Source organism: bacterium, from assembly GCA_020440705.1.
Lineage (GTDB): Bacteria > Krumholzibacteriota > Krumholzibacteriia > LZORAL124-64-63 > LZORAL124-64-63 > JAGRNP01.
The window spans coordinates 1-20,436 of sequence record JAGRNP010000041.1 but is presented as its reverse complement, the minus strand read 5'-3'; the positions used below and the strand labels follow the sequence as shown (position 1 = coordinate 20,436).

Annotated in this window: 23 protein-coding genes; 22 read left to right on the top strand and 1 reads right to left on the bottom strand. The window is 71.1% G+C overall.

Translation table 11 applies throughout. The annotated features are described in order from the left end of the window. Positions 1-10 precede the first annotated feature (10 nt). The 17 genes from KDM41_08250 (at position 11) to KDM41_08170 (ending at position 14,440) form a co-directional block, all read left to right on the top strand. Positions 11-1,150: a glycosyltransferase gene (locus tag KDM41_08250; GenBank protein MCB1183411.1), complete on the top strand. Its 1,140-nt coding sequence runs from the start codon at positions 11-13 to the stop codon at positions 1,148-1,150. Beyond that, positions 1,147-1,971: a hypothetical protein gene (locus KDM41_08245; GenBank protein ID MCB1183410.1), complete on the top strand. Its 825-nt coding sequence runs from the start codon at positions 1,147-1,149 to the stop codon at positions 1,969-1,971. Before KDM41_08250 ends, KDM41_08245 begins: the two co-directional genes overlap by 4 nt. A 193-nt stretch (positions 1,972-2,164) precedes the next feature. After that, positions 2,165-3,352, top strand: coding sequence for a tetratricopeptide repeat protein (locus tag KDM41_08240; GenBank protein MCB1183409.1), 1,188 nt, complete (start codon positions 2,165-2,167; stop codon positions 3,350-3,352). A gap of 106 nt (positions 3,353-3,458) precedes the next feature. Continuing rightward, the gene (locus KDM41_08235) at positions 3,459-4,613 is read left to right on the top strand and encodes an aminotransferase class I/II-fold pyridoxal phosphate-dependent enzyme (protein ID MCB1183408.1); all 1,155 of its coding nucleotides are present in this window, start codon (positions 3,459-3,461) and stop codon (positions 4,611-4,613) included. Position 4,614: 1 nt separating this feature from the next. After that, positions 4,615-5,004 carry a dihydroneopterin aldolase gene (gene folB, locus KDM41_08230; GenBank protein MCB1183407.1) on the top strand — a complete coding sequence of 130 codons (390 nt, stop codon included), beginning with the start codon at positions 4,615-4,617 and terminating at the stop codon, positions 5,002-5,004. After that, complete coding sequence (folK, locus tag KDM41_08225) at positions 5,001-5,618, top strand: 2-amino-4-hydroxy-6-hydroxymethyldihydropteridine diphosphokinase (GenBank protein ID MCB1183406.1); 618 nt, start codon at positions 5,001-5,003, stop codon at positions 5,616-5,618. Before folB ends, folK begins: the two co-directional genes overlap by 4 nt. Further along, positions 5,593-6,231 carry a deoxynucleoside kinase gene (locus tag KDM41_08220; protein MCB1183405.1) on the top strand — a complete coding sequence of 213 codons (639 nt, stop codon included), beginning with the start codon at positions 5,593-5,595 and terminating at the stop codon, positions 6,229-6,231. The genes folK and KDM41_08220 overlap by 26 nt, the downstream gene beginning before the upstream one ends. A 16-nt stretch (positions 6,232-6,247) precedes the next feature. Then, a complete protein-coding gene (panB, locus tag KDM41_08215) occupies positions 6,248-7,147 on the top strand; it encodes a 3-methyl-2-oxobutanoate hydroxymethyltransferase (protein MCB1183404.1) in 900 nt (299 codons plus the stop codon). Continuing rightward, positions 7,147-8,049: a pantoate--beta-alanine ligase gene (locus KDM41_08210; GenBank protein ID MCB1183403.1), complete on the top strand. Its 903-nt coding sequence runs from the start codon at positions 7,147-7,149 to the stop codon at positions 8,047-8,049. Before panB ends, KDM41_08210 begins: the two co-directional genes overlap by 1 nt. Before the next feature lies 1 nt (position 8,050). Next, on the top strand, positions 8,051-8,803 hold the full coding sequence (locus tag KDM41_08205) for an NTP transferase domain-containing protein (GenBank protein ID MCB1183402.1): 753 nt from the start codon (positions 8,051-8,053) through the stop codon (positions 8,801-8,803). A gap of 1 nt (position 8,804) precedes the next feature. Continuing rightward, positions 8,805-9,302, top strand: coding sequence for an HIT domain-containing protein (locus KDM41_08200; protein MCB1183401.1), 498 nt, complete (start codon positions 8,805-8,807; stop codon positions 9,300-9,302). Next, positions 9,299-9,775, top strand: a complete 477-nt coding sequence (locus KDM41_08195; GenBank protein MCB1183400.1) for a LytR C-terminal domain-containing protein — start codon at positions 9,299-9,301, stop codon at positions 9,773-9,775. The genes KDM41_08200 and KDM41_08195 overlap by 4 nt, the downstream gene beginning before the upstream one ends. Before the next feature lie 153 nt (positions 9,776-9,928). Next, on the top strand, positions 9,929-10,192 hold the full coding sequence (locus KDM41_08190; GenBank protein ID MCB1183399.1) for a DUF4321 domain-containing protein: 264 nt from the start codon (positions 9,929-9,931) through the stop codon (positions 10,190-10,192). Positions 10,193-10,264: 72 nt separating this feature from the next. Further along, complete coding sequence (gene tatA / locus KDM41_08185) at positions 10,265-10,501, top strand: twin-arginine translocase TatA/TatE family subunit (protein ID MCB1183398.1); 237 nt, start codon at positions 10,265-10,267, stop codon at positions 10,499-10,501. 4 nt (positions 10,502-10,505) lie between these two features. After that, positions 10,506-12,788 (top strand): DEAD/DEAH box helicase, encoded by a 2,283-nt coding sequence (locus tag KDM41_08180; protein MCB1183397.1) that lies wholly within the window; start codon positions 10,506-10,508, stop codon positions 12,786-12,788. Position 12,789: 1 nt separating this feature from the next. Continuing rightward, complete coding sequence (locus KDM41_08175) at positions 12,790-14,028, top strand: ribonuclease H-like domain-containing protein (protein ID MCB1183396.1); 1,239 nt, start codon at positions 12,790-12,792, stop codon at positions 14,026-14,028. Next, positions 14,012-14,440: a hypothetical protein gene (locus KDM41_08170; GenBank protein ID MCB1183395.1), complete on the top strand. Its 429-nt coding sequence runs from the start codon at positions 14,012-14,014 to the stop codon at positions 14,438-14,440. The genes KDM41_08175 and KDM41_08170 overlap by 17 nt, the downstream gene beginning before the upstream one ends. A 79-nt stretch (positions 14,441-14,519) precedes the next feature. Here KDM41_08170 and KDM41_08165 read toward each other — a convergent pair whose 3' ends face one another. Beyond that, positions 14,520-16,340 (bottom strand): peptidylprolyl isomerase, encoded by a 1,821-nt coding sequence (locus tag KDM41_08165; protein MCB1183394.1) that lies wholly within the window; start codon positions 16,338-16,340, stop codon positions 14,520-14,522. Positions 16,341-16,497: 157 nt separating this feature from the next. On the opposite strand from KDM41_08165, the gene KDM41_08160 reads away from it, so the two are divergent. The 5 genes from KDM41_08160 to KDM41_08140 form a co-directional block, all read left to right on the top strand. Beyond that, positions 16,498-16,929 carry a divergent PAP2 family protein gene (locus KDM41_08160; GenBank protein ID MCB1183393.1) on the top strand — a complete coding sequence of 144 codons (432 nt, stop codon included), beginning with the start codon at positions 16,498-16,500 and terminating at the stop codon, positions 16,927-16,929. Between the two features lie 201 nt (positions 16,930-17,130). Further along, a complete protein-coding gene (locus KDM41_08155; GenBank protein MCB1183392.1) occupies positions 17,131-18,204 on the top strand; it encodes an AAA family ATPase in 1,074 nt (357 codons plus the stop codon). 38 nt (positions 18,205-18,242) lie between these two features. Further along, the gene (locus KDM41_08150) at positions 18,243-19,040 is read left to right on the top strand and encodes a hypothetical protein (GenBank protein ID MCB1183391.1); all 798 of its coding nucleotides are present in this window, start codon (positions 18,243-18,245) and stop codon (positions 19,038-19,040) included. A gap of 72 nt (positions 19,041-19,112) precedes the next feature. Continuing rightward, positions 19,113-19,667, top strand: a complete 555-nt coding sequence (locus KDM41_08145) for a hypothetical protein (GenBank protein MCB1183390.1) — start codon at positions 19,113-19,115, stop codon at positions 19,665-19,667. 17 nt (positions 19,668-19,684) lie between these two features. Further along, a partial coding sequence (locus KDM41_08140) for a hypothetical protein (protein ID MCB1183389.1) occupies positions 19,685-20,436 on the top strand: 752 nt, incomplete at its 3' end.

Below are 20,436 nucleotides of genomic sequence, written 5' to 3'. Positions count from 1 at the left end.
CATACGCGCCATGCGGATCATGCACGTGGGCAAGTACTACCCGCCGTACCGCGGCGGCATGGAAACGGCGTTGCAGGCCCTCGCCGAGGGCCAGGCGGCGGCGGGCGCGGCGGTGTCGGTCGTCGTGGCGGGCGGCGGCTCCGAAGACGTGCGGGAAGTCCTCGGCGGCGAGGGCGGCGGATCGGTGGTCCTGCTGCGGGCCGGGGTCGCCGGGACGATCCAGTCGCAGCCGCTGACCCTCGGTTTGCCGGCCCTGCTGCGGCGCGAGATCGCCGGCTGGCGGCCCGATATCGTGCACCTGCACCTGCCCAATCCCCTGGCGGCCGCGGCCTGGCTGGCGCTGGCGGCCCTGCCGGGGCACGACCTGCCGCCCCTGGCCGTGTGGTACCACGCCGACATCACGAGGCAGCGCCTGGGCCGGCGTCTGGTGTCGCCCCTCCTGCAGGGCTGCCTGCGGCGGGCGACCGGCATCGCGGTGGCGAGCGGCGCGCTGCGCGACGGGTCGCCGGTGCTGGCCTCCCATCGCGACCGCGTGGCGGTGCTGCCGTTCGGACTGCCGCTGCAGCCGTGGAGCGAGGTCGAGCCGCGGCGGGACGGACCGTTCCTGTTCGTCGGGCGTCTCGTCCCCTACAAGGGGGGCGATGTGCTGTTGCGGGCGCTGGCCCGCGTGCCCGGGGCCGAACTCGTCCTCGTCGGCGAGGGGCCGTGCGGGCCCGGTTGGGCGGCCCTGGTCGACGAGTTGGGACTCGGTGGCCGGGTGCGGTTCGCCGGCACGCTGGACGAAACCGGCATCGCGGCGCGCCTGGGCGAGGCCCGCGCGCTGGTGCTGCCGAGCGTCGACGAGAGCGAAGCCTTCGGCCTCGTCCAGCTGGAGGCCATGGCCGCCGGCGTGCCGGTGGTCGCGACCGACCTGCCGACCGGCGTGCCGGAGGTCGGGATTCCCGGGGAGACGGGACTGCTGGTGTCGCCCGGCGACGTGGACGGTCTCGCGGCGGCCCTGGCCCGGCTGCACGGCGACGCCGCGTTGCGTCGGCGGCTGGGCGAAGCGGGGCGCCGCCGGTTCCGGGAGCGCTTCACCCGCGAGAAGATGATCGAGCGGACCCTTGCCTGGTATGGGACGCTGCAGCACGGAGGAGCGACATCCCCATGAGTTTCGGATTCGCCCAGCCCTGGCATCTCTTCCTGCCCCGGGAAGGCGGGCACCTGGTGGCCATCGGCGGCTGCGGCGGTCGGGAGGACTTCCTCTCGGCCATGGTCGCGGTCTACCGGGATGAAGGCGTTGCGGTCGCGGTCGCCACGATCGGGGCCGGGGGAGCGTCCGCGCCCAGGGGGCCGACGGTGGCGTGGTCCGACCTCGTCGCCGGCAAGCCGATGGTCCCGGCAGGCGTCGTGCATGTCCACGGCGGCGACGAGGCCGAGGCCGGACAGGTCGCGGACATCACCGCGGAGCAGGCGGACGAGCTCGGCCGGCTGTTGCCCGATCACGTCGTGCTGGTGACGGTGGGTCCCGAGGCCGGGCGGCCGCTGGCCGATCCGGCCGTCGTGGCGGGTTCCTGGCCCGCCCGGACGTCGCTCGCGCTGCTCGCGGTCGGGGTCGGCGCCGTGGGGGGGCCGGCCGGCCGGAACATCGCCCGGAGCGGAGCGGCCCCGAGCGGCCCGCTGGCCGATCTGCCCGCGCACGCCGTCCTGACTTGGGACCACCTCGCCGAACTGGTCGGGGGGGAGCGGGGGCTGGGGACGTTGCTGCCGACGGCTCCCCGGGTCCTGGCCCTCGCCGGTCTGGAGGATCAGGACGATTCGATCGGTCTTTTCGCCTTCTGCGACCGGATGATGGCCGAGGCCGCCTGGCCGCTGGTGGTCTTCGGCACCCGGACGGATGCGGGATTCGCGGTGCGGACGGCCTACCGGGACGCGGCGGCCGGGGACGCGGATGGCGGGAACCCGGACGGACCGGCCGGGGTTTGCCCCTGACCCCGCCGCCGGCCGTGGGCCCCCGCGGGGAGACCGTCGACGACGCCGGCACACCGAAACGAGGATGGGAGTCGTTCTCGACCTGGAATTGACAGGCGACCGGGTGGACTGCTATCTTGCAGGAGCACCCGGTACGACGGCCGGGATTTTCTTTGCCCGGCGCTTCCCCCTCACGCAACCGGAGGTATCCCCCGTGTCCCCAGCGAGGAACAACACCCTTTTCCGTGCGCTCTGCGGTCTCGTCCTGCTGCTGGCGGCCGTGGCCGCGCCGCAGGCGGTCCGGGCCGAGTGCCAGCCCGGCCAGATGCAGGAGGCCAACCTGGCCTACCAGTCGGCCGCCGAATTCCTGGCCTCCCAGCAGTGGGACCAGGCGATCGCCCGGATGCAGTCCATCATCGCGGTCTGCCCCGAGCACGTCGAGGCGACGCGCGGCATCGGCATCGCGCTGATGAGCAAGGGGGACGAGGCGAGCCTGACCGCGGCCGTGCCCTACTTCCAGAAGGTCATCGAGCTGCGCGGGGACGAGGTCGAGGCCAACGATTTCGACTTCCTGGGCAAGACGTACGCCCGCCTCAAGAAGTACAAGGAGGCGCGGGCCGAGTTCATGAAGGCCGAGCGCCTGGCGCCCGACGACTGCGGCGTGCTCTTCAACCTGGCCGTCATGCACTACGCCTCGGGCTACAACCCCCAGTCGGTGGAGACCCTCGAGCACGCCCTCGAAGTTTGCCCGGACAACCGCGACCGGATCCTGGGCCAGCTGTCCAAGTCGGCCGAGAAGGCCGCCGCCCAGCAGAAGGCCAACGGCAACATGGAGAAGGCCGCGTACTACGAGGGCCTGACGGCCAAGTACGGCGCCCAGGCCGGCGGCTCGACGACCTACGACATGGTCAAGCAGAAGATGTCGGCCAAGGACTACCAGGGCGCCATCGCCCTGCTCGAGCCGCTCGTCCAGAAGGAGCCGGACAACAGCAGCGCGCTGCTGACCCTCGCGCGGGCGCAGGACGCCGTCGCGAACAAGCGGGCCAGCGTGGCCACGTATGAGAAGTACCTGGCCCTCAAGCCCACCGACGCCCAGGCCACGGGCTCGATGATCCAGGTCATGGTCGAGGCCGGCATGTGCAGCGAAGCCAGCGCCCGGGCGGCGAAGGCCGCCGGCGACCTGGCCTCACAGGGACGCGCGAACCTGGCCGCGGTGAACTATTCGTGGGGTCTGGCCTACGAATGCCTCGGCGATTTCGAGACGGCGAAGGGCAAGTTCCAGTCCTGCGTCGGGGCCGGCAATCCGCGCTACGAAGGGTCGGCGCGGACGCAGGTGCAGCGCATGACCGACCTGCAGTCCATCGAGGACGCCAAGGCGAAGAAAGCGGCCCAGAACCGCTGAGCGGGGTGGATGAACCCCGCTGCATGTGCCATATTGGCCCCGCGGATCCGCCCGGATCCGCGGGGTTTTTTCTACGACGACACCTGCTGCCGGAAGGAGCCGTCCCGTGGGACGACTGGAAAAACTGCCACCCTATCTCTTTTCGGCCATCGACGCGGCCAAGGCCGAGGCCCGGGCCGCCGGCGTCGACGTGGTCGACCTCGGCATCGGCGACCCGGACCTGCCGACGCCGGCACCGCTGCTCGACGTCATGTGCGAGGCGGTGCGGCGCCCGCCGAACCACCGCTACCCGGCCCAGAAGGGTGACCTGAAGCTGCGGGAGACCATCGCGGCCTGGCTGGCGCGTCGGCACGGCGTGCAGGTCGCCGCCGACCGGCAGGTGCTGGTGCTGATCGGTTCGAAGGAGGGCCTGGGCCATCTGCCCCTGACCTGCGTCGAGGAAGGCGACAACACCCTGGTGCCCGATCTCGGCTACCCGGTGTACGGCCAGGCGACGCTCCTGGCCGGCGGCGAACCGCGCACGTTCTCGCTGGCGCCCGAACGCGGCTTCCTGCCCGACCCGGACGAGATCGCGTCGCTGATGGACGACCGCACCCGGCTGCTCTTCCTGAACTACCCCCACAACCCTTCCGGGGCCACGGCCGGACCGGAGTTCTGGCGTCCGCTGATCGATCTGTGCCGCGAGCGGGGCGTGATCCTGATCAACGACGCCGCCTACCTCGAGGTGACGCTCGACGGGAGCCGTCCCCTCAGCATGCTGAAGGTGGCCGACCCCGCGCGGGATCCGGTCATCGAACTGCACAGCCTGTCGAAGATGTTCAACATGACCGGCTGGCGCATCGCCTTCGCGGCCGGCCATCCCGACGTGGTCGGCCGGCTCGGCCGCGTGAAGGAGAGCATGGACAGCGGCGTGTTCACCGCGGTCCAGGAGACGGCGGCCTACGCCCTGGGCGACGCCTTCGAGGAACTGCTGGGCGATGTCCTGGCTCCCTATGCGCGTCGCCGCGAGGTGATCGTGGCGGCCCTGGCCGAGGCGGGCTTCGAGGTCTTCCCCACCAACGCGTCGTTCTACGTCTGGAGCCGGGTGCCCCGCGGCGAACCGGCGGTCGCGTTCTGCAAGCGGGCGCTGGCCGAGATCGGACTCGTCGTGACGCCTGGCAACGGGTTCGGAACCGGGGGCGAAGGCTGGTTCCGCATCAGCCTGACGGCGTCGGACGAACGCATCGCCGAGGGGGCGCGGCGCCTGCGGGAGTGGAGCTGAGATGGATCGGGTCAGCCTGCACGGCATCGACGTCTACGCCCACCACGGCGTGCATCCGGCCGAACGCGAACTGGGACAGCGCTTCGTGATCGACGTCGACCTGTGGGCCGACTGCACGGCGGCGGCCCTGCACGACGACCTGGCGCAGGCGCTGGACTACACCGTCGCCCACCGGCTCGTGCGGGAGACGGCGGCGCGCACCTCGTTCCAACTCCTGGAGGCCCTGGCCGGCGAGATCTGCCGGGCCCTGCTCGCGGGTCTGGACGTGGCGAAGGTGCGGGTCGGGGTCCACAAGCCGCACCCGCCCATTCCCGATTTCCTCGGCCGTGCCTCGGTGATCCTCGAGCGCGACCGGAGCTGGCTCGCGACCGCACGGGGAGGATCCCGGTGAGCGCCCCGCGGCCGAGCGGAGTGAGCGTGCTCCTCGGGCTGGGCACGAACATGGGCGATCGCCTGCGGCACCTGCGGCGGGCGCTCTTCGCCCTGGCGACGCATCCCGAGATCGAGGTCGTGGCCGGCAGCGGGGTCTGGGAAACCGAGTTCGTGGGCGAGGGCGTCCAGGAACCGTACTACAACGCCTGCCTCGAGATCGTCACGGAACTCGCGCCGGCCGTGCTGCTGGCCGTGCTGAAAGGCAACGAGGAACGCGAGGGGCGGCCGCCGGCGGGCCACATGCGGCCACGCCCGATCGACCTGGACATCCTGCTCTACGGCGACCGGGTCCTGGTCGACGAGGGGTTGCAGGTGCCCCATCCGGGCCTGCGCGACCGGGCCTTCGTGCTGGAGCCTCTCGCCGAGATCGCCGCCGGGCGGATCCTGCCCGATTCGGGGGAGACAATCGCCGCGGCGTGTGCGAAAATCCGGCGTAAATCCGGCCCCTGGGTGCGGCCCCTGGCCGACGAGGGGCTGTTGCCGTCGGGGCCGCAGGGGCCCTGGCGACGGAACGGAACCGTGGAACGGAACAAGGAGGATTGGCGTGCTGCCCTGGCGGTACATTGTCGTTGAAGGCGTCATCGGGGTCGGCAAGACGAGCCTGACGAAGCTGCTCTCGACGCGGACCAACGGCCGCTTGAACCTGGAGGTCGTCGAGGAGAACCCGTTCCTCTCGAACTTCTACCAGGACCGTTCGGCCTACGCCTTCCAGACCCAGATCTTCTTCCTGCTGAGCCGGTTCCGTCAGCAGCAGAGCCTCTTCCAGCACGACCTGTTCAGCTCGACGCTGATCTCGGACTACCTGTTCGCCAAGGACCGCATCTTCGCCAACCTGAACCTGAGCGACGACGAACTGGCCCTGTACAACCAGCTGGCGGGGATCCTCGAGCAGCGGGTGCTCAAACCCGACCTCGTGATCTACCTGCAGGCCCGCACCGAGGTGCTGCAGCAGCGCATCCAGTGGCGGGGCCGGGCCTTCGAGCAGGACATGGAGGACGCCTACCTCAATGCGCTCAACGGCGCCTACAGTTATTTTTTCCATCACTACAAGGACGCGCCGCTGCTGGTGGTGAACACCGACGACCTGGACTTCGTCAACGTGCCGGCGGATTTCGATCTGCTCTTCGAGCACATCCAGGAGAAGTTCACCGGCACGCGGTACTTCGCGCCCAACACCGGATCCTGATCGCCCGGAGGTGCCCATGGAACGCAAGGGCAAGGCCCTGAACCTGAGCGTGTTCGCCCGACGCAAGCGGGAAGGGCGGCCGCTCGCGGTGCTGACCGCCTACGACCTGACGAGCGCGCTGATCGCGAGCGCCGGCGGGGTCGACGCGATCCTGGTGGGGGACTCCCTGGGCAACGTGGTGCTGGGATACGAGAACACCCTGCCCGTGACCGTGGACGACATCGTCCACCATTGCGCGGCGGTGACGCGGGCGCGTCCGCGGGTGCCCGTGATCGCCGACATGCCTTTCGGCAGCTTCCACGTCTCGCCGCAGGACACCGTGCGCCACGCCCTGCGCCTGGTGAAGGAAGCCGGCGCCCACGCCGTGAAGGTGGAGGGCTGCACCGGACGCGAAGAGGCGATCCGGGCCCTGGTGGCGGCCGAGATCCCGGTCATGGGACACCTCGGCCTGACACCCCAGTCGGTGCACCGGCTCGGCGGCTACAAGGTTCAGGGGCGGGACGCCGATTCGGCCGCCCGCCTGCGGGAGGATGCGCAGCGGTTGGCGGCCTGGGGCTGTTTCGCCATCGTCCTGGAATGCGTGCCCGCCGACCTCGCCGCGGAGATCAGCGCCGCCTCGCCGGTGCCGACCATCGGCATCGGGGCGGGCGCCGGATGCGACGGGCAGGTGCTCGTCTTCCATGACATGCTCGGGCTCTTCGACGGTCTGACGCCGAAGTTCGTCAAGCGCTACGCCGAACTGGGCGCGCTGGCCCGGGAGGCCGTGGCGTGCTACGTGGACGAGGTGCGGCAGGGCAGCTTCCCCGACGCCGGGCATGCCTACGACGCCGGACCGCCGGAGCGGCGCGACGGCGGACCCGAGAACGTCTCCGGCCAGACGGGCTATCTCGGCGACATGGAAGGCGGACGGGACTGATGGACGTCCTGCGGACCCGAGGCGACCTGGCGCGGCTGGACGCCCTGCGGGGCGGGCGGCCGCTGGTGCTGGTGCCGACCATGGGGGCGCTGCACGAGGGGCACCTGAGCCTCGTGCGCCTGGCGTCCGGGCTGGGGCCGGTCGTGGTCAGCATCTTCGTCAATCCGACCCAGTTCGGTCCGGGCGAGGACTTCGCGGCGTACCCGCGCGATCTCGCCGCCGACCTCGACCTGCTCGCGCCGCTCGCGGTGGCGGCGGTGTTCGCGCCGGACGTGGAGACCATGTACGGACGGCCGGGCGAGGTGACCATCGTGCCGGGCAGCCGGGCGGCGGGCCTGTGCGGCGGCGACCGCCCGGGGCATTTCGGCGGCGTGCTGACGGTGGTGGCCAAGCTCTTCGGACTCGTGCGGCCGGACGTCGCCGTGTTCGGACGCAAGGATGCCCAGCAGTGCCTGGTCATCCGGCAGATGGTCGAGGACCTGCACCTGCCGGTGCGCCTGATCGACGGGCCGACGGTGCGCGAACCCGACGGTCTGGCCCTCTCCTCGCGCAACCGCTACCTCGATGCCGCGGCGCGCGAGCGGGCGCTGTGCCTGTCGCGCGCCCTGGGCGCGGGGCGCGCGTTGCTCGCCGCCGGCGAGCGGGAGCGGGCGCGCATCGAGGGCGCCATGGCGGACGTTCTCGCGGCGGCCGATCGTGTCGAGTACGCGGAGGTGCGCTGCGTGCCCGAACTGGAAGCCCCGGCGATCCTGCCGGCGGCGACCCTGCTCCTCGCGGTGGCGGCCCGGGTCGGTCCGGCCCGCCTGATCGACAACGAAGTCTGGGACCTGCGGGACGGCACCATGCGTCCGGGGGTCCTGCTCGGGGCCGCCGACCCTGCCGGGGCGCGGCCGGGAGGATGAGATGAACGATTCGCAGAACGCCCGTATCGACGCGGTGGTGCTGGCCGCGGGCAAGGGCACCCGCATGAAGTCCGACCTGCCCAAGGTGCTCCACGCGATCGCCGGGCGGCCGCTTCTGGACCACGTGCTCGATACGGTCGCGGCCGTGGGGATCGACCACACGGTGGTGGTGGTGGGGCACGAGGCCGATCTCGTGCGCGCGACCTGTGGGCGGCCGGGTCTGGACTTCGCCCTGCAGCAGCCCCAGCTCGGCACCGGTCATGCGGTCCAGGTGGCCATGCCCCAGGTGCGCGCCGGCGGCTGGACGGTGGTGCTCGCGGGCGACGTGCCCCTGCTGCGCAGGGAGACCCTGCGCCGCCTGTGCGAAGGCACCGTGGCCTCGGGTGCCGCGGCGGCCGTGCTGACCTGCGTCGTGCCGGACGCGGGCGCCTACGGCCGCATCGTCAAGGACGGCACGGGGCGGGTGCAGCGGATCGTCGAGGCCAAGGACGCCTCGCCGGAGGAACTGGCCATCGGCGAATACAACACGGGCGTTTTCTGCTTCCGCACCGACCGTCTGGTCGAGGCCCTCGGCAGCCTCACGACGAACAACAAACAGGGCGAATACTACCTCACCGACACGGTGGCTTTCCTCGTGGGCAACGGCGAGGAAGTGGCGGCCGTGGCGACCGAAGATCCGGACGAGGTGGTGGGCATCAACACGGTCGACGAGCTGGCGGCCGCCGCCGACATCCTGGCGCGGCGCGGGAACTGACATGGAACGGCTCTGCACGCCCTGGAGGTTTGCCTACGTGAGCGGCGAGAAGAAGGAAGCGGGCTGCGTGTTCTGCAACCGCGTCGCGGGCGACGAGGACGAGCACTTCGTCCTGCACCGGGGCCGGCACTGGTACCTGCTGCTGAACCTGTACCCGTACAACAGCGGGCACATGCTGCTGGTGCTGAACCGGCACCAGCCCATGCTGGGGGGCTGCACCACCGAGGAGCTGGAGGAGATGGGGCGCCTGATGAGCGTCATGGAGGCCGCCCTGACCGAGACCTTCCGGCCCGACGGCATCAACTGCGGCTACAACGGCGGCAGCAGCGCCGGAGCGGGCATCCCGGAGCATCTGCACGTGCACATGCTGCCGCGCTGGACGGGCGACACGAATTTCATGAGCACCATCGGCGAGACGCGGGTCATGCCCCAGACCCTGCCGCAGGCCTACGCGAAGCTGAAGCCCGTCGTGGCGCGGCTCGTCGCCGAGCGGGCGTGAAGGGCGGCCTGAACGCCTGGCTCCTGCTCGCCGTCGTGGTGGCGGCCCTGAGCGTCGTCTTCGGGCGGGGGCTGCGGCGGGACGTGGCGCCGGTGGCGCCGGCGCCAGGCCGGGTCGACGCGGCGGAATCGGAGCCGGCCCGCCCGGACTTGACGGTCGCCGACGAGGCGATCCATGTGGAGGTGCTCAACGGGACGCCCGCGGCGGGGCTGGCCCGGGAGTTCGGCCTGCTGCTCGGTCCGGCCGGTTGCGTGGTGGAGCAGGTGGGCAACGCGCCCCACGGACGGCACCAGCGCTCCTTCCTGGTCAATCGGACCCTGAGCCGGGAGCGGGTCGCGGCCCTGGCCGACCGCCTCGGGGGCCTGCCGGTCCTGCAGGAGCACGACGGGCGCACGACCGCCGACGTGGTCCTGGTGCTCGGGGCCGACGTGGAAGCGGTGAAGCGGGCGTTGGCCGGGTCGGACGGGCCCTGAACGCGAATCTGTGGTTCCGTTCGGGAGCGCCGGGTATTATCCTAGCCGGCAACGGATTTCACGGGCCCGCGGCGCGCCGGGGCCCCGGACCGCGGCCGCGGAAGCCGCACGGAGCGGCCGGCGGCCGCCGGCGAGGGAACGGAAGTACCGAAGATGCGAAAATCACTGGGCACCGTGGTCCTGACGCTCACGCTGGGCGTGCTGATCGGGGCCATCATCAGCGAGGTCATCGGCCTCTTCCTGAGCGAGGGCAGTGTCGCCGAACAGCTCTTCGTCCGGTACATCTCCTTCGGGCCCGAAGTGACCCATTGGAACCTGGTGATCATCGATCTGACCTTCGGGTTCCAGATCCACTTCAACCTGATGAGCGTCATCGGGGTGTTCGTGGCGTCGCAGATGCTGCGCTGGTACCGCTAGTCGCGGTCGGCGCCCCGCCCGCAGGGGCACAACAGACGAGAGGTCGACACAATGCTGTACTTCCCCGCCTTCATCGCCGGCCTCGGTTGGCCGGAAATGGTGCTGATCCTGGTGCTGGTGCTGATCCTGTTCGGACCGCGCCGGCTGCCGGAGGTGGCCGAGGCCCTGGGCAAGTCGCTCAAGAAGTTCAAGTCCGCCACGAGCGAGGCGACCCGCGAGGTGAAGCGCGAGCTGGACGACGCGGGCCGCGAGCTGCGGAAGGAAGAGCCGTCGGGCGACGAGCCGGGCGGCAAGAAGGAAGAGGCCTGAATCGTTGAACCTGGCGCAACTCCTGGACCAGCTCAAGGTCGATGACCGCTTCCGACGCCATGTCACCCGCTGGGAGACGCTGCCGCCTGCGCCCGCCCGCTACGCCGACTTTCCCGGCGCCCTCGACTCGCGCCTGATCGCGGTCCTGCGCGGCCGCGGCGTCGAGCGCCTCTACTGCCACCAGGCCGAGAGCTTCGAACTGGCGCGTGCGGGCCGCTCGTTCGTGGTGCCGACGCCCACCGCCAGCGGCAAGACCCTCTGCTACAACCTGCCGGTGCTCGACACGATCCTGCGCGAGCCGCAGGCCCGGGCCCTCTACCTCTTCCCGACCAAGGCCCTCGCCCAGGACCAGATGCACGAGGTGCACGACATGGTGTCGGCCCTCGGCGTCGACATCAAGACCTTCACCTTCGACGGGGACACGCCGGAAACGGCGCGCCGCGCGATCCGCAGCAGCGGCCACATCGTGGTCACCAATCCGGACATGCTGCACCAGGGGATCCTGCCGCACCACACCCTGTGGGTGAAGCTCTTCGAGAACCTGAAGTACGTGGTGGTGGACGAGGTGCACCAGTACCGCGGGGTGTTCGGCAGCCACGTGGCCAACGTGATCCGGCGGCTGCGCCGGGTGGCGAACTTCTACGGCTCCGACCCGGTCTTCATCTGCTGCTCGGCGACCATCGCCAATCCGGCCGAACTCGCGGCCCAGGTCACCGGCCGCGAGGTGGCGGAGATCACGGAGAACGGGGCGCCGCGCGGGGAGAAGCACTTCATCTTCTACAACCCGCCGGTGGTGAACGCGGAGCTGGGCATCCGGCAGTCGGTGATCAAGACCACGCGGCGCATCGCCGAGCGCTTCATGGGGGCCAACGCCCAGCTGATCGTCTTCGCCCGCAGCCGCATGCGGGTCGAGCTGCTGTTGACCTACCTGGAGAAGGCCGGCCGCAAGGTGGGCATCAAGTCGGGCGAGGTGCGCGGCTACCGGGGCGGCTACCTGCCCCAGGAGCGGCGGGCCATCGAGCGGGGCCTGCGCGACGGCACGGTCACGACCGTGGTCTCGACCAACGCGCTGGAGCTGGGCATCGACATCGGGCGCCTCGACGTGTGCGTGATGGCGGGCTACGCCGGCACCGTCGCCAGCACCTGGCAGCAGGCGGGGCGCGCCGGGCGGCGCCAGAACCTGAGCGCCGTGGTGCTCGTGGCGTCGAGCAGTCCGGCCGACCAGTACATCATCAACAACCCGGACTACTTCTTCGGGCGCAGCCCCGAGCACGCGACCCTCGATCCGGACAACCTCGTGATCCAGATGAGCCACCTGAAATGCGCCGCCTTCGAGCTGCCCTTCCTGGCCGACGAGCGGTACGGCGACACGCGCGTGACGGAGATCCTCGACTACCTGGCCGACATGAAGGTGCTGCACCGCAGCGGCGACCGCTACCACTGGATGGCCGACACCTACCCGGCCGAGGACGTGAGCCTGCGCAGCGCGGCGCCGGACAACGTGGTGATCATCGATCGCTCGGTGCCGGGCGGGCGCATCATCGGCGAGATGGACCTCTTCAGCGCCCAGGAGATGCTGCACGACGATGCGGTGTACCTGCACGGGGCGCAGCAGTACCACGTGGACCGGCTGGACTGGGAGCGGCGCGAGGCCCATGTGGCGCCGGTGACGGTCGACTACTACACCGACGCGCAGCGGAAGAGCGAGCTGAAGACCCTCACTTCGGACGAGCAGAAACCGTGGGGCGTGGGGGCGCTGGCCGTGGGCGAGGTGGGCCTCATCTCGAAGGTCACCGTCTTCAAGAAGATCAAGCTCGGCACCCACGAGAACGTCGGCGCGGGCCGGGTTCACCTGCCCGAGATGGAGATGCACACCACGAGTTTCTGGTGGGAGATGCCCGCGACGCTGGTGGGGGAGATGGCCGCCGCGGGGCACGACCTCGGCGACGCGCTCAAGGGGCTGGCGCACCTGATGGGGCGGGTGGCGCCGGTCTTCATCATGGCCGACCCTTCGGACCTGCACGCCACGGCCATGGTGCGCTCGCCGTTCACCGGCCTGCCGACCCTGTACCTGTACGATTCCTTCCCGGGCGGCGTCGGCTTCGCGCGCCGGATCTACGAGCAGTTCGACGAGATCTGCGGCGCGGCCCGAGCCCATCTCGGCCGCTGCCCGTGCGGTCAGGGCTGCCCTTCCTGCACGGGTGCGGCCACCGATTCGGGCGACACGGCCCAGGCGGGGGCGCGCTGGCTGCTCGACCGGCTCGGGCAGGCCGCCGCCGGAGCCTGACATGGACCTGCGCAGCCGCCTCGCGCGCCTGGACCGGCTGACCCGCCGGCCGGGCGAAGCCGGCGACCCGGCGCCGCGACCGCAGCCGGCCGCGCCGGATGCGACCGGCGCAGACGTGCCGGCGGAACTGGGCCTCAGCCGCGAGGAGACCGCAGCGGGGCCCGTCTGGCACCGCGACTCCCGCGACCCGCTGCCACCGCCGCCGGACCCGCTGCCGGGACTGCGCGGCCTCTTCACCCGCCATGCCCGGCTGGGCCCCCGCGTCGGGGAGATCCTGCTGCTCGACACCGAAACGACCGGACTGATGGGCGGCACGGGCACGCTCGTGTTCCTGGTCGGACTGAGCTGGTGGGAGGGGAGCGAGTTGCGTACCCGCCAGTACTTCCTGCCGGGTCCGGGACACGAGGCGGCGCTGCTCGCGGCGGTGGCCGAGCGTTGCCGGGAGTTCCGGGCCGTGGTCACCTACAACGGGGCGAGTTTCGACCTGCCGCTGCTGCGCACCCGCTGTCTGCTGAACCGGGTTCCGGATCCGCTGGCCCACCTGGCCGACTGGGACCTGCTGGTGCCCGCGCGGCGCCTGTGGGGACGGCGGCTCGCCGATTGCCGGCAGCAGTCCCTCGAGACCTGGCTGACGGGCGCCGCCCGGCGGGGGGGCGACATCGACGGTGCGCGGATTCCCCAGGCCTGGTTCGATTTCCTGCAGACCGGGGAGCCGGGCCTGCTGGGCAACGTGCTCACCCACAACCGGCGGGACATGCTGGGGATGGGCCGGATCCTGGCCGCGGTGGGGGAGATCGGCGTCTGGCTGGGCGATGAACGCGCCGAACCGCCGGCCGCGTGGACCGACCGGCCCGGAGCGTGGGCCCTCGGTCGGGTGCGGGAGCGGCGCCGGGAAACCCGGGGGGCCGCGGACTGTTTCGGGGTGGCGTGGGCGGCCGGCTGGGGCGGACTGGAAGATCCGGTCGCCCGCCGCCGGTTCCGCCGGGACGCGATCCGCAACCTGAAGCGCCGCCGACGCTGGGACGTGGTTGAACAGATCATCACCGATGGCCTAGACTGCGAGCCCGGCGACCGGGAACTGCACCGCGAGGCGGCCATCCTCTACGAGCACCGGCTCGGGGACCTGCCGCGGGCCCGGCGCCATGCCGAGCGGTGCGGCGACACCCACCGCCTGGCCCGACTCGAGCGCCGGCTGGCCGCCGGCCGGGAAGGACGATCCGCCCATGAAGATGACGCGTGACGAAGCGCACCTGCTGCTGGCCGGCATCCGGGTGTGCGCCCATCGCCTCGAACGGTCGCCGACGCCGGCGGAGATCGCCGACCTGCTCGAACTGTCGGAGACCGAGGTGCGCCTGCAGTTGTCCCATCTGGCGGGGCTGGGGGCGGTGGCGCTGGTCGACAGCGCCTTCGAGACCCACGCCGAGATCAAGGACCACCTGACCGTCGAGGAACTGCCGACGACGGGCGGTCCGGCGCTCAGCGCGGACCTGGCCGATTTCGACCGGCGCAAGCAGGCCGAGGCCGAACGCATGGCCAACCTCTTCGACTCGGGCGAGCACGCCAACGAGAAGCGGCGCCGGCTGGACCGCATGGGGGACGAGCTCGACGACTTCCGGCGGCGGAAGCCGAAGAACCCCTTCGGGGACGATTGACGTCGCCGGGTTCGCCGCGGAAAAAAAGGAACCGGAAGCCCCGCGGCTTCCGGTTCCTTCGCGTTGCGGGGTGCCCGGACTAGATGCCCTGCCGCAGCTGGTGCCGGTGGTCGACGATGTCGGACGCGGCGATCTGCTCGTCGAACCAGGCGTTGATCACCTCGCCCTGGGCGCGCTGGAGCAGCACGCTGCGCAGGCCCGCCGCCCGCGCGTCGAACTCGGCCTGGTCGACCGGCTTGACCCACAGGGGCGTGGCGGCGAAGACGCCGCGCAGGGTTTCGATCTCGGGAATGATCTCGCCGACCGTGCCCTTGATGACATCCATGTTGAACTCGGTGCCGTAGCCCACGCCCTCGACATTGCCGTTGGCGGTGAAGGTGTCGGTGACCGCGTGGGCGAGGCCGTGGGCGGCGGCCACCTCGGCCATGGTGCGGCCCATCTGCACCTCGCCGACGGCCGGAGCGAGCTTCGTGCGGGCCGTCTGCAGGTTGTGGTCGCGCCGCACCGCGAGGGTGACCTGGCCCTTCACCTCGTCGAGGGGACGGGTGCCGGCCGGGGTGTGGCCCTCACAGAGGACGACGTAGAAGCAGTCGCGGTTCTCGAAGATGGGGCTGACCTCACCCGTCTTGGCGCCGAAGAGCCAGTTGCTGCCCTGCAGCGAGAGCGGCAGCGAGGGGATGTCGCGGCCCGCGGGCACCACGCCCGGATCGAGCAGGTCGAGGGCCTCGGCTTCGGCGGTCTGGACGAAGGTGGCGCCCGTCACGCGCTGGCGGAAGTTCGTTGCCGACTCGTTGATCAGGTCGAGGGTGTCCGGGCCCGGCGCCACCTTCATCAGGATGTGGCGGGCGGTGACCTCGAAGACCTCGTTGGTGTCCTTGTCGCGGGACTGGTCGGTGACCTCGATGACGTGGTAGCCGAATTTGGTCTTCACCGGTGCGCTGACCTCGCCCACCGGCAGGCTGAACGCCGCCTCGGTGAAGGCCGGGACCATGCGGTTGCGATCGAAGGTGCCCAGATCGCCGCCGCGGGAGGCGCTGCCGGTGTCGTCGCTGAACTCGGCCGCCGCTTCGGCGAACGACTTGCGGCCGGCGACGATGTCGTCCCGCACCTCGTTCAGGAGGGCGAGCACGTCGGCGTCATCGGCCTCGCTGGGGGTCTTGGCGAAGCGCACGACCCGCGCCGTGGCCTGGGCCGGGCCGGCGTAGTCGTCGCGGTGCGCGTCGTACCAGGCGGCGATCTCGGCGTCGGACGGCGTGGATTCGTCGGCCACGTCGGCGTAGAGCACGCCCATGTACTCGGCCACCGCCCGGCCCGTCTGCCGGATGTACTCCTCGCGGACGTCCTGGTCGGAGACGAAGGCGCCGGCGGCGATCTCGTCGTTCAGCTTCTGGCGCGGCAGCAGCGAACGGATGTAGTCCTCGGCCGCGCTCCAGTCGTTCTCCGGATTCTGCAGGGCGGCGTAGTAGGCTGCCATGTCCAGCGTGCCGTCCTCGCGACGGAACTGGGCGAGCAGCTCCTGCGGCGGGTTGTGCTGGAAGACGTCGAGCACCTCGTCGTCGCTGACCTTGATGTTGCGCTTGGCGATGGCCTGCTCGACGATCGCGTTGCGGACGAGGTAGTCCCAGGCGCGCTCGCTGGCGGTGGCGTACTGGTTGGCGTTGAGCTCCTGGTTGCCGGCCTGCTGGCGCAGCATGGCCAGCTGCTGGCGGACGGCCAGGTCGTACTGCTGGCCGGTGATCTTCGTGCCGTTGACCGAGCCGATCACGCCGGGATCGACGTTGGCCGTGCCGGGGGCCTGGCAGCCGCGTCCGGTCATGCCCCCGAGGAACAGGAACAGGACGAACGTGCCGGCGATGACCCAGTAGAAGACCTTGGCCTGGGAACGCAAAAACTTGAACATCGGATTCTTCCTTCGGGAAGTGACACGGGACGACGGCAAACAGTCCCATAAAATGGTCGATGACGGTCGATTGCACAAGTTGCGCATTGCCTCGGCCGCGAATTCTGGTAATCTGCTGGCCGTCCGCCCCGCACCGGAACCCCGCGCCGAGGCCACCATGTTCCAGCATCCCGGAATCCTCGCCCTGCTCAGCGGCCTGGTCGCCCAGGTCCTCAAGGTGCTGCTCGAACTGCTGCTCCGCCGGCGGTGGCGGCCCCATCTGGTCTTCACCAACGGCGGCATGCCCAGCTCCCACACGGCCACCGTGACCACCCTGGCCCTGGAGGTGGGCCGGCGCGAGGGCTACGGATCGACCCTGTTCAGCCTGGTCCTCGTCTTCGCCCTGTTCGTCATGTTCGAGGCGACCGGGCTGCGCCAGGAGATCGGGCACCAGGCCCGCGTGCTGAATGAGCTCATGGACCGCGCCCTGCACGGCCAGAAGGTCGACCGGCGGCGACTGCGGGAACTCATGGGGCACACCTGGGGCGAGGTGGGGGGCGGGCTCGTCTGCGGCGCCGTCTTCCACTTCCTGGTGACCTCCCTGCGATGATTTTTGCGGTATCCGGTTTAAAGGTTTCCTCAAAATTCGCATTGACAGGGTGGGATCGGTCTGTATTCTCGGCTTGGGACGCGTGGGGAACAGGAGGTTCCGGGGCGTTCCTGTGACATAGAGATGGTGCGCGACCGGCGGTCCGGTCCTGGCCGGATCACCAGACGGGATGTGCTCTCCGATTCGTCGAAAGGATTCGGTATGAGAGTCGTCGCCCTGGCCAACCAGAAGGGTGGATGCGGGAAGACCACCACCAGCACGAATCTTGCGGCCGCCCTGGCCCAGCTCGGCAAGCGTGTCCTGCTGATCGACAATGATCCGCAGGGCCACTCGACCCTGGCGTTCGGTTTTCGCGAACGCGACTTCTCCCTCAGCACCTACGACCTGTACCTGACGAGCGACATCCTCGTGGATGACGCCTTCCTGGAGATCGACGCGGGCTTCCATCTGGTGCCGACGGGCATCGAACTGAGCGGGGTCGAGATGACCCTGGCCCGCGAGAAGGAGAAGGAGTTGCGGCTGCGGCGGAACCTGCACCGCAGCGCCATGCCCTACGACTACGTGCTGATCGACTGCCCGCCGAGCGTCGGCCTGCTCACCTTCAACGCCCTGCTGGCGGCGGGTGAGGTGCTGATCCCCGTCGACCCGAGCTACTACAGCCTGCAGGCCGTGCGCAAGATGCGCGACACCCTGGCCATGCTGCGCGAGCGCAAGGGGCACGACCTGGTCCCGCACATCCTCATGTCCGACTTCGACACCCGTCCGCTCTTCGTGCGCAAGATCATGGAGGAGCTCGACGAGATGTACGAGCACGAGCTGCTCGACACGATCATCCACCACACGGTCCGCTTCAAGGAGGCGGCGGGGGCGGGGGTGCCGGTGATCCGCTATGATCCCGAATCGCGTGGGGCCGTCGATTTCCGCAGCCTGGCCCGGGAACTGGTGGCCCAGGAGAACGGCGTCCGGGTCGAGGCCGTCGACCACTGGTCCGAACTGCTGCACGGCCCCGAGGTGACCCGGGCCGGCGTGCGCTTCGAGGCCGATTTCCCGCGGGCCAAGTCGGTGCGCATCACCGGCTCGTTCTGCGACTGGTCGGCCAAGGGATTGCCCCTGACGCGGCGCGACGACGGCAGCTGGGAATGCCACCTGGCCCTGGCCAGCGGGGCCCACGAGTACCGTTTCATCGTGGACGGGGCGTGGCTGCCGGATCCGCACAACACCGAGACCGTCGCCAACGAGTTCGGCGGCGCCAACAGCCGGGTGGTGGTCCGCTGAGCGAGGGCGGACCACCTCCCGCAGCCCGGAGATCGAACATGGCCCAGCCGCCTGCGGACAAGAACCGTGCCGGCAGTCGCCGGCGTGGCGGCGCGCCGCATCACATCTCGGCCATCGCCCACCTCTTCCTCGACGACGACGGGCACGGCGCCGGACCGCGGCGCTTCGCCGTGGCCGGTCTGGACGCCGGACGGGCTTCGGCCTGCGCCTGCGCCGCCCTCGTGGCCGCCGCGCGCGAGTCGGGCCGGGCCGGGGCGGTCGATCTGCACGAGGACCCCCGGCTGACCTGGACCGCCCGGGCCCATCTGGGCCGGCCGCCGACCGAGGCCGCCGACGGGCACTATCCCCGCGCCGCCGCACCCGGCAGGCCCCGGTCGCCGTTGGCCTCCGGTGGTCCGGATCTGCGTTGGGATCACCTCGGCGCCCCCGACGATGCCGCCCTCGGTGCGCTGGAGGCGTGGTGCGGACGGGTCGGGTCGGCGCCGGGCGCCTGGGAGCGACCGTCCGGCCGACCCGGGGCGGACGGGCTCGTGGTGTGCGCCGACGCCGGGAGCCTGGACAGCTGGTCCGGCGCCTGCCGCCTGGGCCGCCTGCTGGGTGTCGTGCGCCCCCGTCGCCTGGAGGTGCTGGTCTTCCCGGGATCCTGGCGGATGCCGGGTGGGGGCGACCGGGCCGCCGTCCCCCGCGGGCCGGTGCTGCCCGGACGCTTCGCAGGGGTGGCCGGTCCCGACATGCCCGTGACGGTGACCGACGGTCTGCCCGGGCCGGGCGAGGGCTGGGCGGCGGCCGGACGGCGCCTGGAGGCGGTCCTGGAGCGCCTGCTCGGGGATTTTTGAGGTGGACCCGGAGTCGGGGGGGCGCTTAGAGTTCCGGCGTCGCCGCCCCTGCCGCCCCCCTCCGGAGGTTCCATGCCAGCCCTGCCGCGCATCCGCAACTGGAGCCTGCTGCTGGGAATCGGGCTCGTCCTGGGGGCGGTCGCGGGAGCGGATGTCCGCGCCGAACGCACGACCCTCGGCCGCCCGGGCTACCTCGTCATCGGCGGCGTGCGCGACACCACCGAGACCTACGCCTTCCGCACCGAACCCGGCCCCGGACCGGGACGCCGCAGCCTGGTCTGGCCCGAAGGCACGCTGACCCTGCCCGACTCCCTCGTCCTCGAACCCTACGGCGAGAGCGACGTGGGCCTGGCCTGCCGGCCGGCCCTCGCCGGCGTGGGCAGCAGCGGCCAACTCGTGCTGCGCGACGGCGCCTTCCAGGTGTCCGAACCCCTCGTCATCTCGGACGGCGTGTTCGAGCTCCATGTCGCGCGGGGCACGCTGGAGATCCGGGGCGACCGCATCCGCTACCGGCGCCCCGATGCGGAAGCCCGGCGCAACAAGGCCCAGATCCTCTTCCTGGCCGGACTGCTGCTGCTGATCGTGGTGCTCATGCGCCGCGCCCGCCAGGTCGCGAGGTCCCGGTGATCCCGCCGGCGGAATCGGTGCGCCGGCGAGCCGCCTGGCGGACCTTCCAGGCCACCCTGTTCTCCCTCCCGTGGGTCGGCGTGGGCACCGGCACCCTGCTCGTCGGCCGCGATCCCGGCACCGGGCTGCAGCCGTCGTGGCTGCTGCTCGGGGCGACGCTGGTCCTGGCCGCGCCGGAGATCGGCGCCTGGCTGGCCGCCCGGCGGCGGCCGCTGATGGTCACGGCGGGGCCCCTGCTGGCGACGCTGCTGCTGTCCGGGGCGGGACTGCTGGTCGCGCCCGGCGCCGAGTCGGCGGCGGTCGCCTGGGGACGCTTCGCCAAGCAGGTCGTGCAGCTCGACCTGATGCTCCTGTTCGTCCTCGTGCCGGCGGTCTTCCTGGCGGGCGGTCGTCCCCTGGCCGACCTGGTCCGGCCGCTGCTGGCGGGCGCGGTCGGCCAGGCGGGGTACGGGCTGTGGCAGGTGGCGGACTTCCTGCGTCCGGGCCTGTTGCCGGCCGCCGTCGAACGGGTCTTCACCTCGAACCCGGCCATCTTCGCCGGGTCGGATCGACTGTATCTGGGCAACGTGCTGCAGGACATCCCGCGGCTGCGGGGCACCATGTGCGAACCCCTCTATCTCGGGAGCTTCCTGCTCCTGGCCCTGCCCCTGGTCGGGATCGGACCGCGACCGCAAGTTCTTCGAATCGGTCCAGGGCGAATGGTCGGGACCGGGCGAGATCGTTGCGGGCAAATACAAGGGCACGCGCTTCATCTGCAGCTTCACCGGCT

Excerpts from the sequence above, each read along its gene's own strand:
- KDM41_08250 (MCB1183411.1), top strand. The coding sequence starts at position 11 with ATGCGGATCATGCACGTGGGCAAGTACTACCCGCCGTACCGCGGCGGC.
- KDM41_08245 (MCB1183410.1), top strand. The coding sequence starts at position 1,147 with ATGAGTTTCGGATTCGCCCAGCCCTGGCATCTCTTCCTGCCCCGGGAA.
- folB (MCB1183407.1), top strand. The coding sequence starts at position 4,615 with ATGGATCGGGTCAGCCTGCACGGCATCGACGTCTACGCCCACCACGGC.
- panB (MCB1183404.1), top strand. The coding sequence starts at position 6,248 with ATGGAACGCAAGGGCAAGGCCCTGAACCTGAGCGTGTTCGCCCGACGC.
- KDM41_08210 (MCB1183403.1), top strand. The coding sequence starts at position 7,147 with ATGGACGTCCTGCGGACCCGAGGCGACCTGGCGCGGCTGGACGCCCTG.
- KDM41_08205 (MCB1183402.1), top strand. The coding sequence starts at position 8,051 with ATGAACGATTCGCAGAACGCCCGTATCGACGCGGTGGTGCTGGCCGCG.
- KDM41_08200 (MCB1183401.1), top strand. The coding sequence starts at position 8,805 with ATGGAACGGCTCTGCACGCCCTGGAGGTTTGCCTACGTGAGCGGCGAG.
- KDM41_08190 (MCB1183399.1), top strand. The coding sequence starts at position 9,929 with ATGCGAAAATCACTGGGCACCGTGGTCCTGACGCTCACGCTGGGCGTG.
- KDM41_08175 (MCB1183396.1), top strand. The coding sequence starts at position 12,790 with ATGGACCTGCGCAGCCGCCTCGCGCGCCTGGACCGGCTGACCCGCCGG.
- KDM41_08170 (MCB1183395.1), top strand. The coding sequence starts at position 14,012 with ATGAAGATGACGCGTGACGAAGCGCACCTGCTGCTGGCCGGCATCCGG.
- KDM41_08165 (MCB1183394.1), bottom strand. The coding sequence starts at position 16,340 with ATGTTCAAGTTTTTGCGTTCCCAGGCCAAGGTCTTCTACTGGGTCATC.
- KDM41_08160 (MCB1183393.1), top strand. The coding sequence starts at position 16,498 with ATGTTCCAGCATCCCGGAATCCTCGCCCTGCTCAGCGGCCTGGTCGCC.
- KDM41_08155 (MCB1183392.1), top strand. The coding sequence starts at position 17,131 with ATGAGAGTCGTCGCCCTGGCCAACCAGAAGGGTGGATGCGGGAAGACC.
- KDM41_08150 (MCB1183391.1), top strand. The coding sequence starts at position 18,243 with ATGGCCCAGCCGCCTGCGGACAAGAACCGTGCCGGCAGTCGCCGGCGT.
- KDM41_08145 (MCB1183390.1), top strand. The coding sequence starts at position 19,113 with ATGCCAGCCCTGCCGCGCATCCGCAACTGGAGCCTGCTGCTGGGAATC.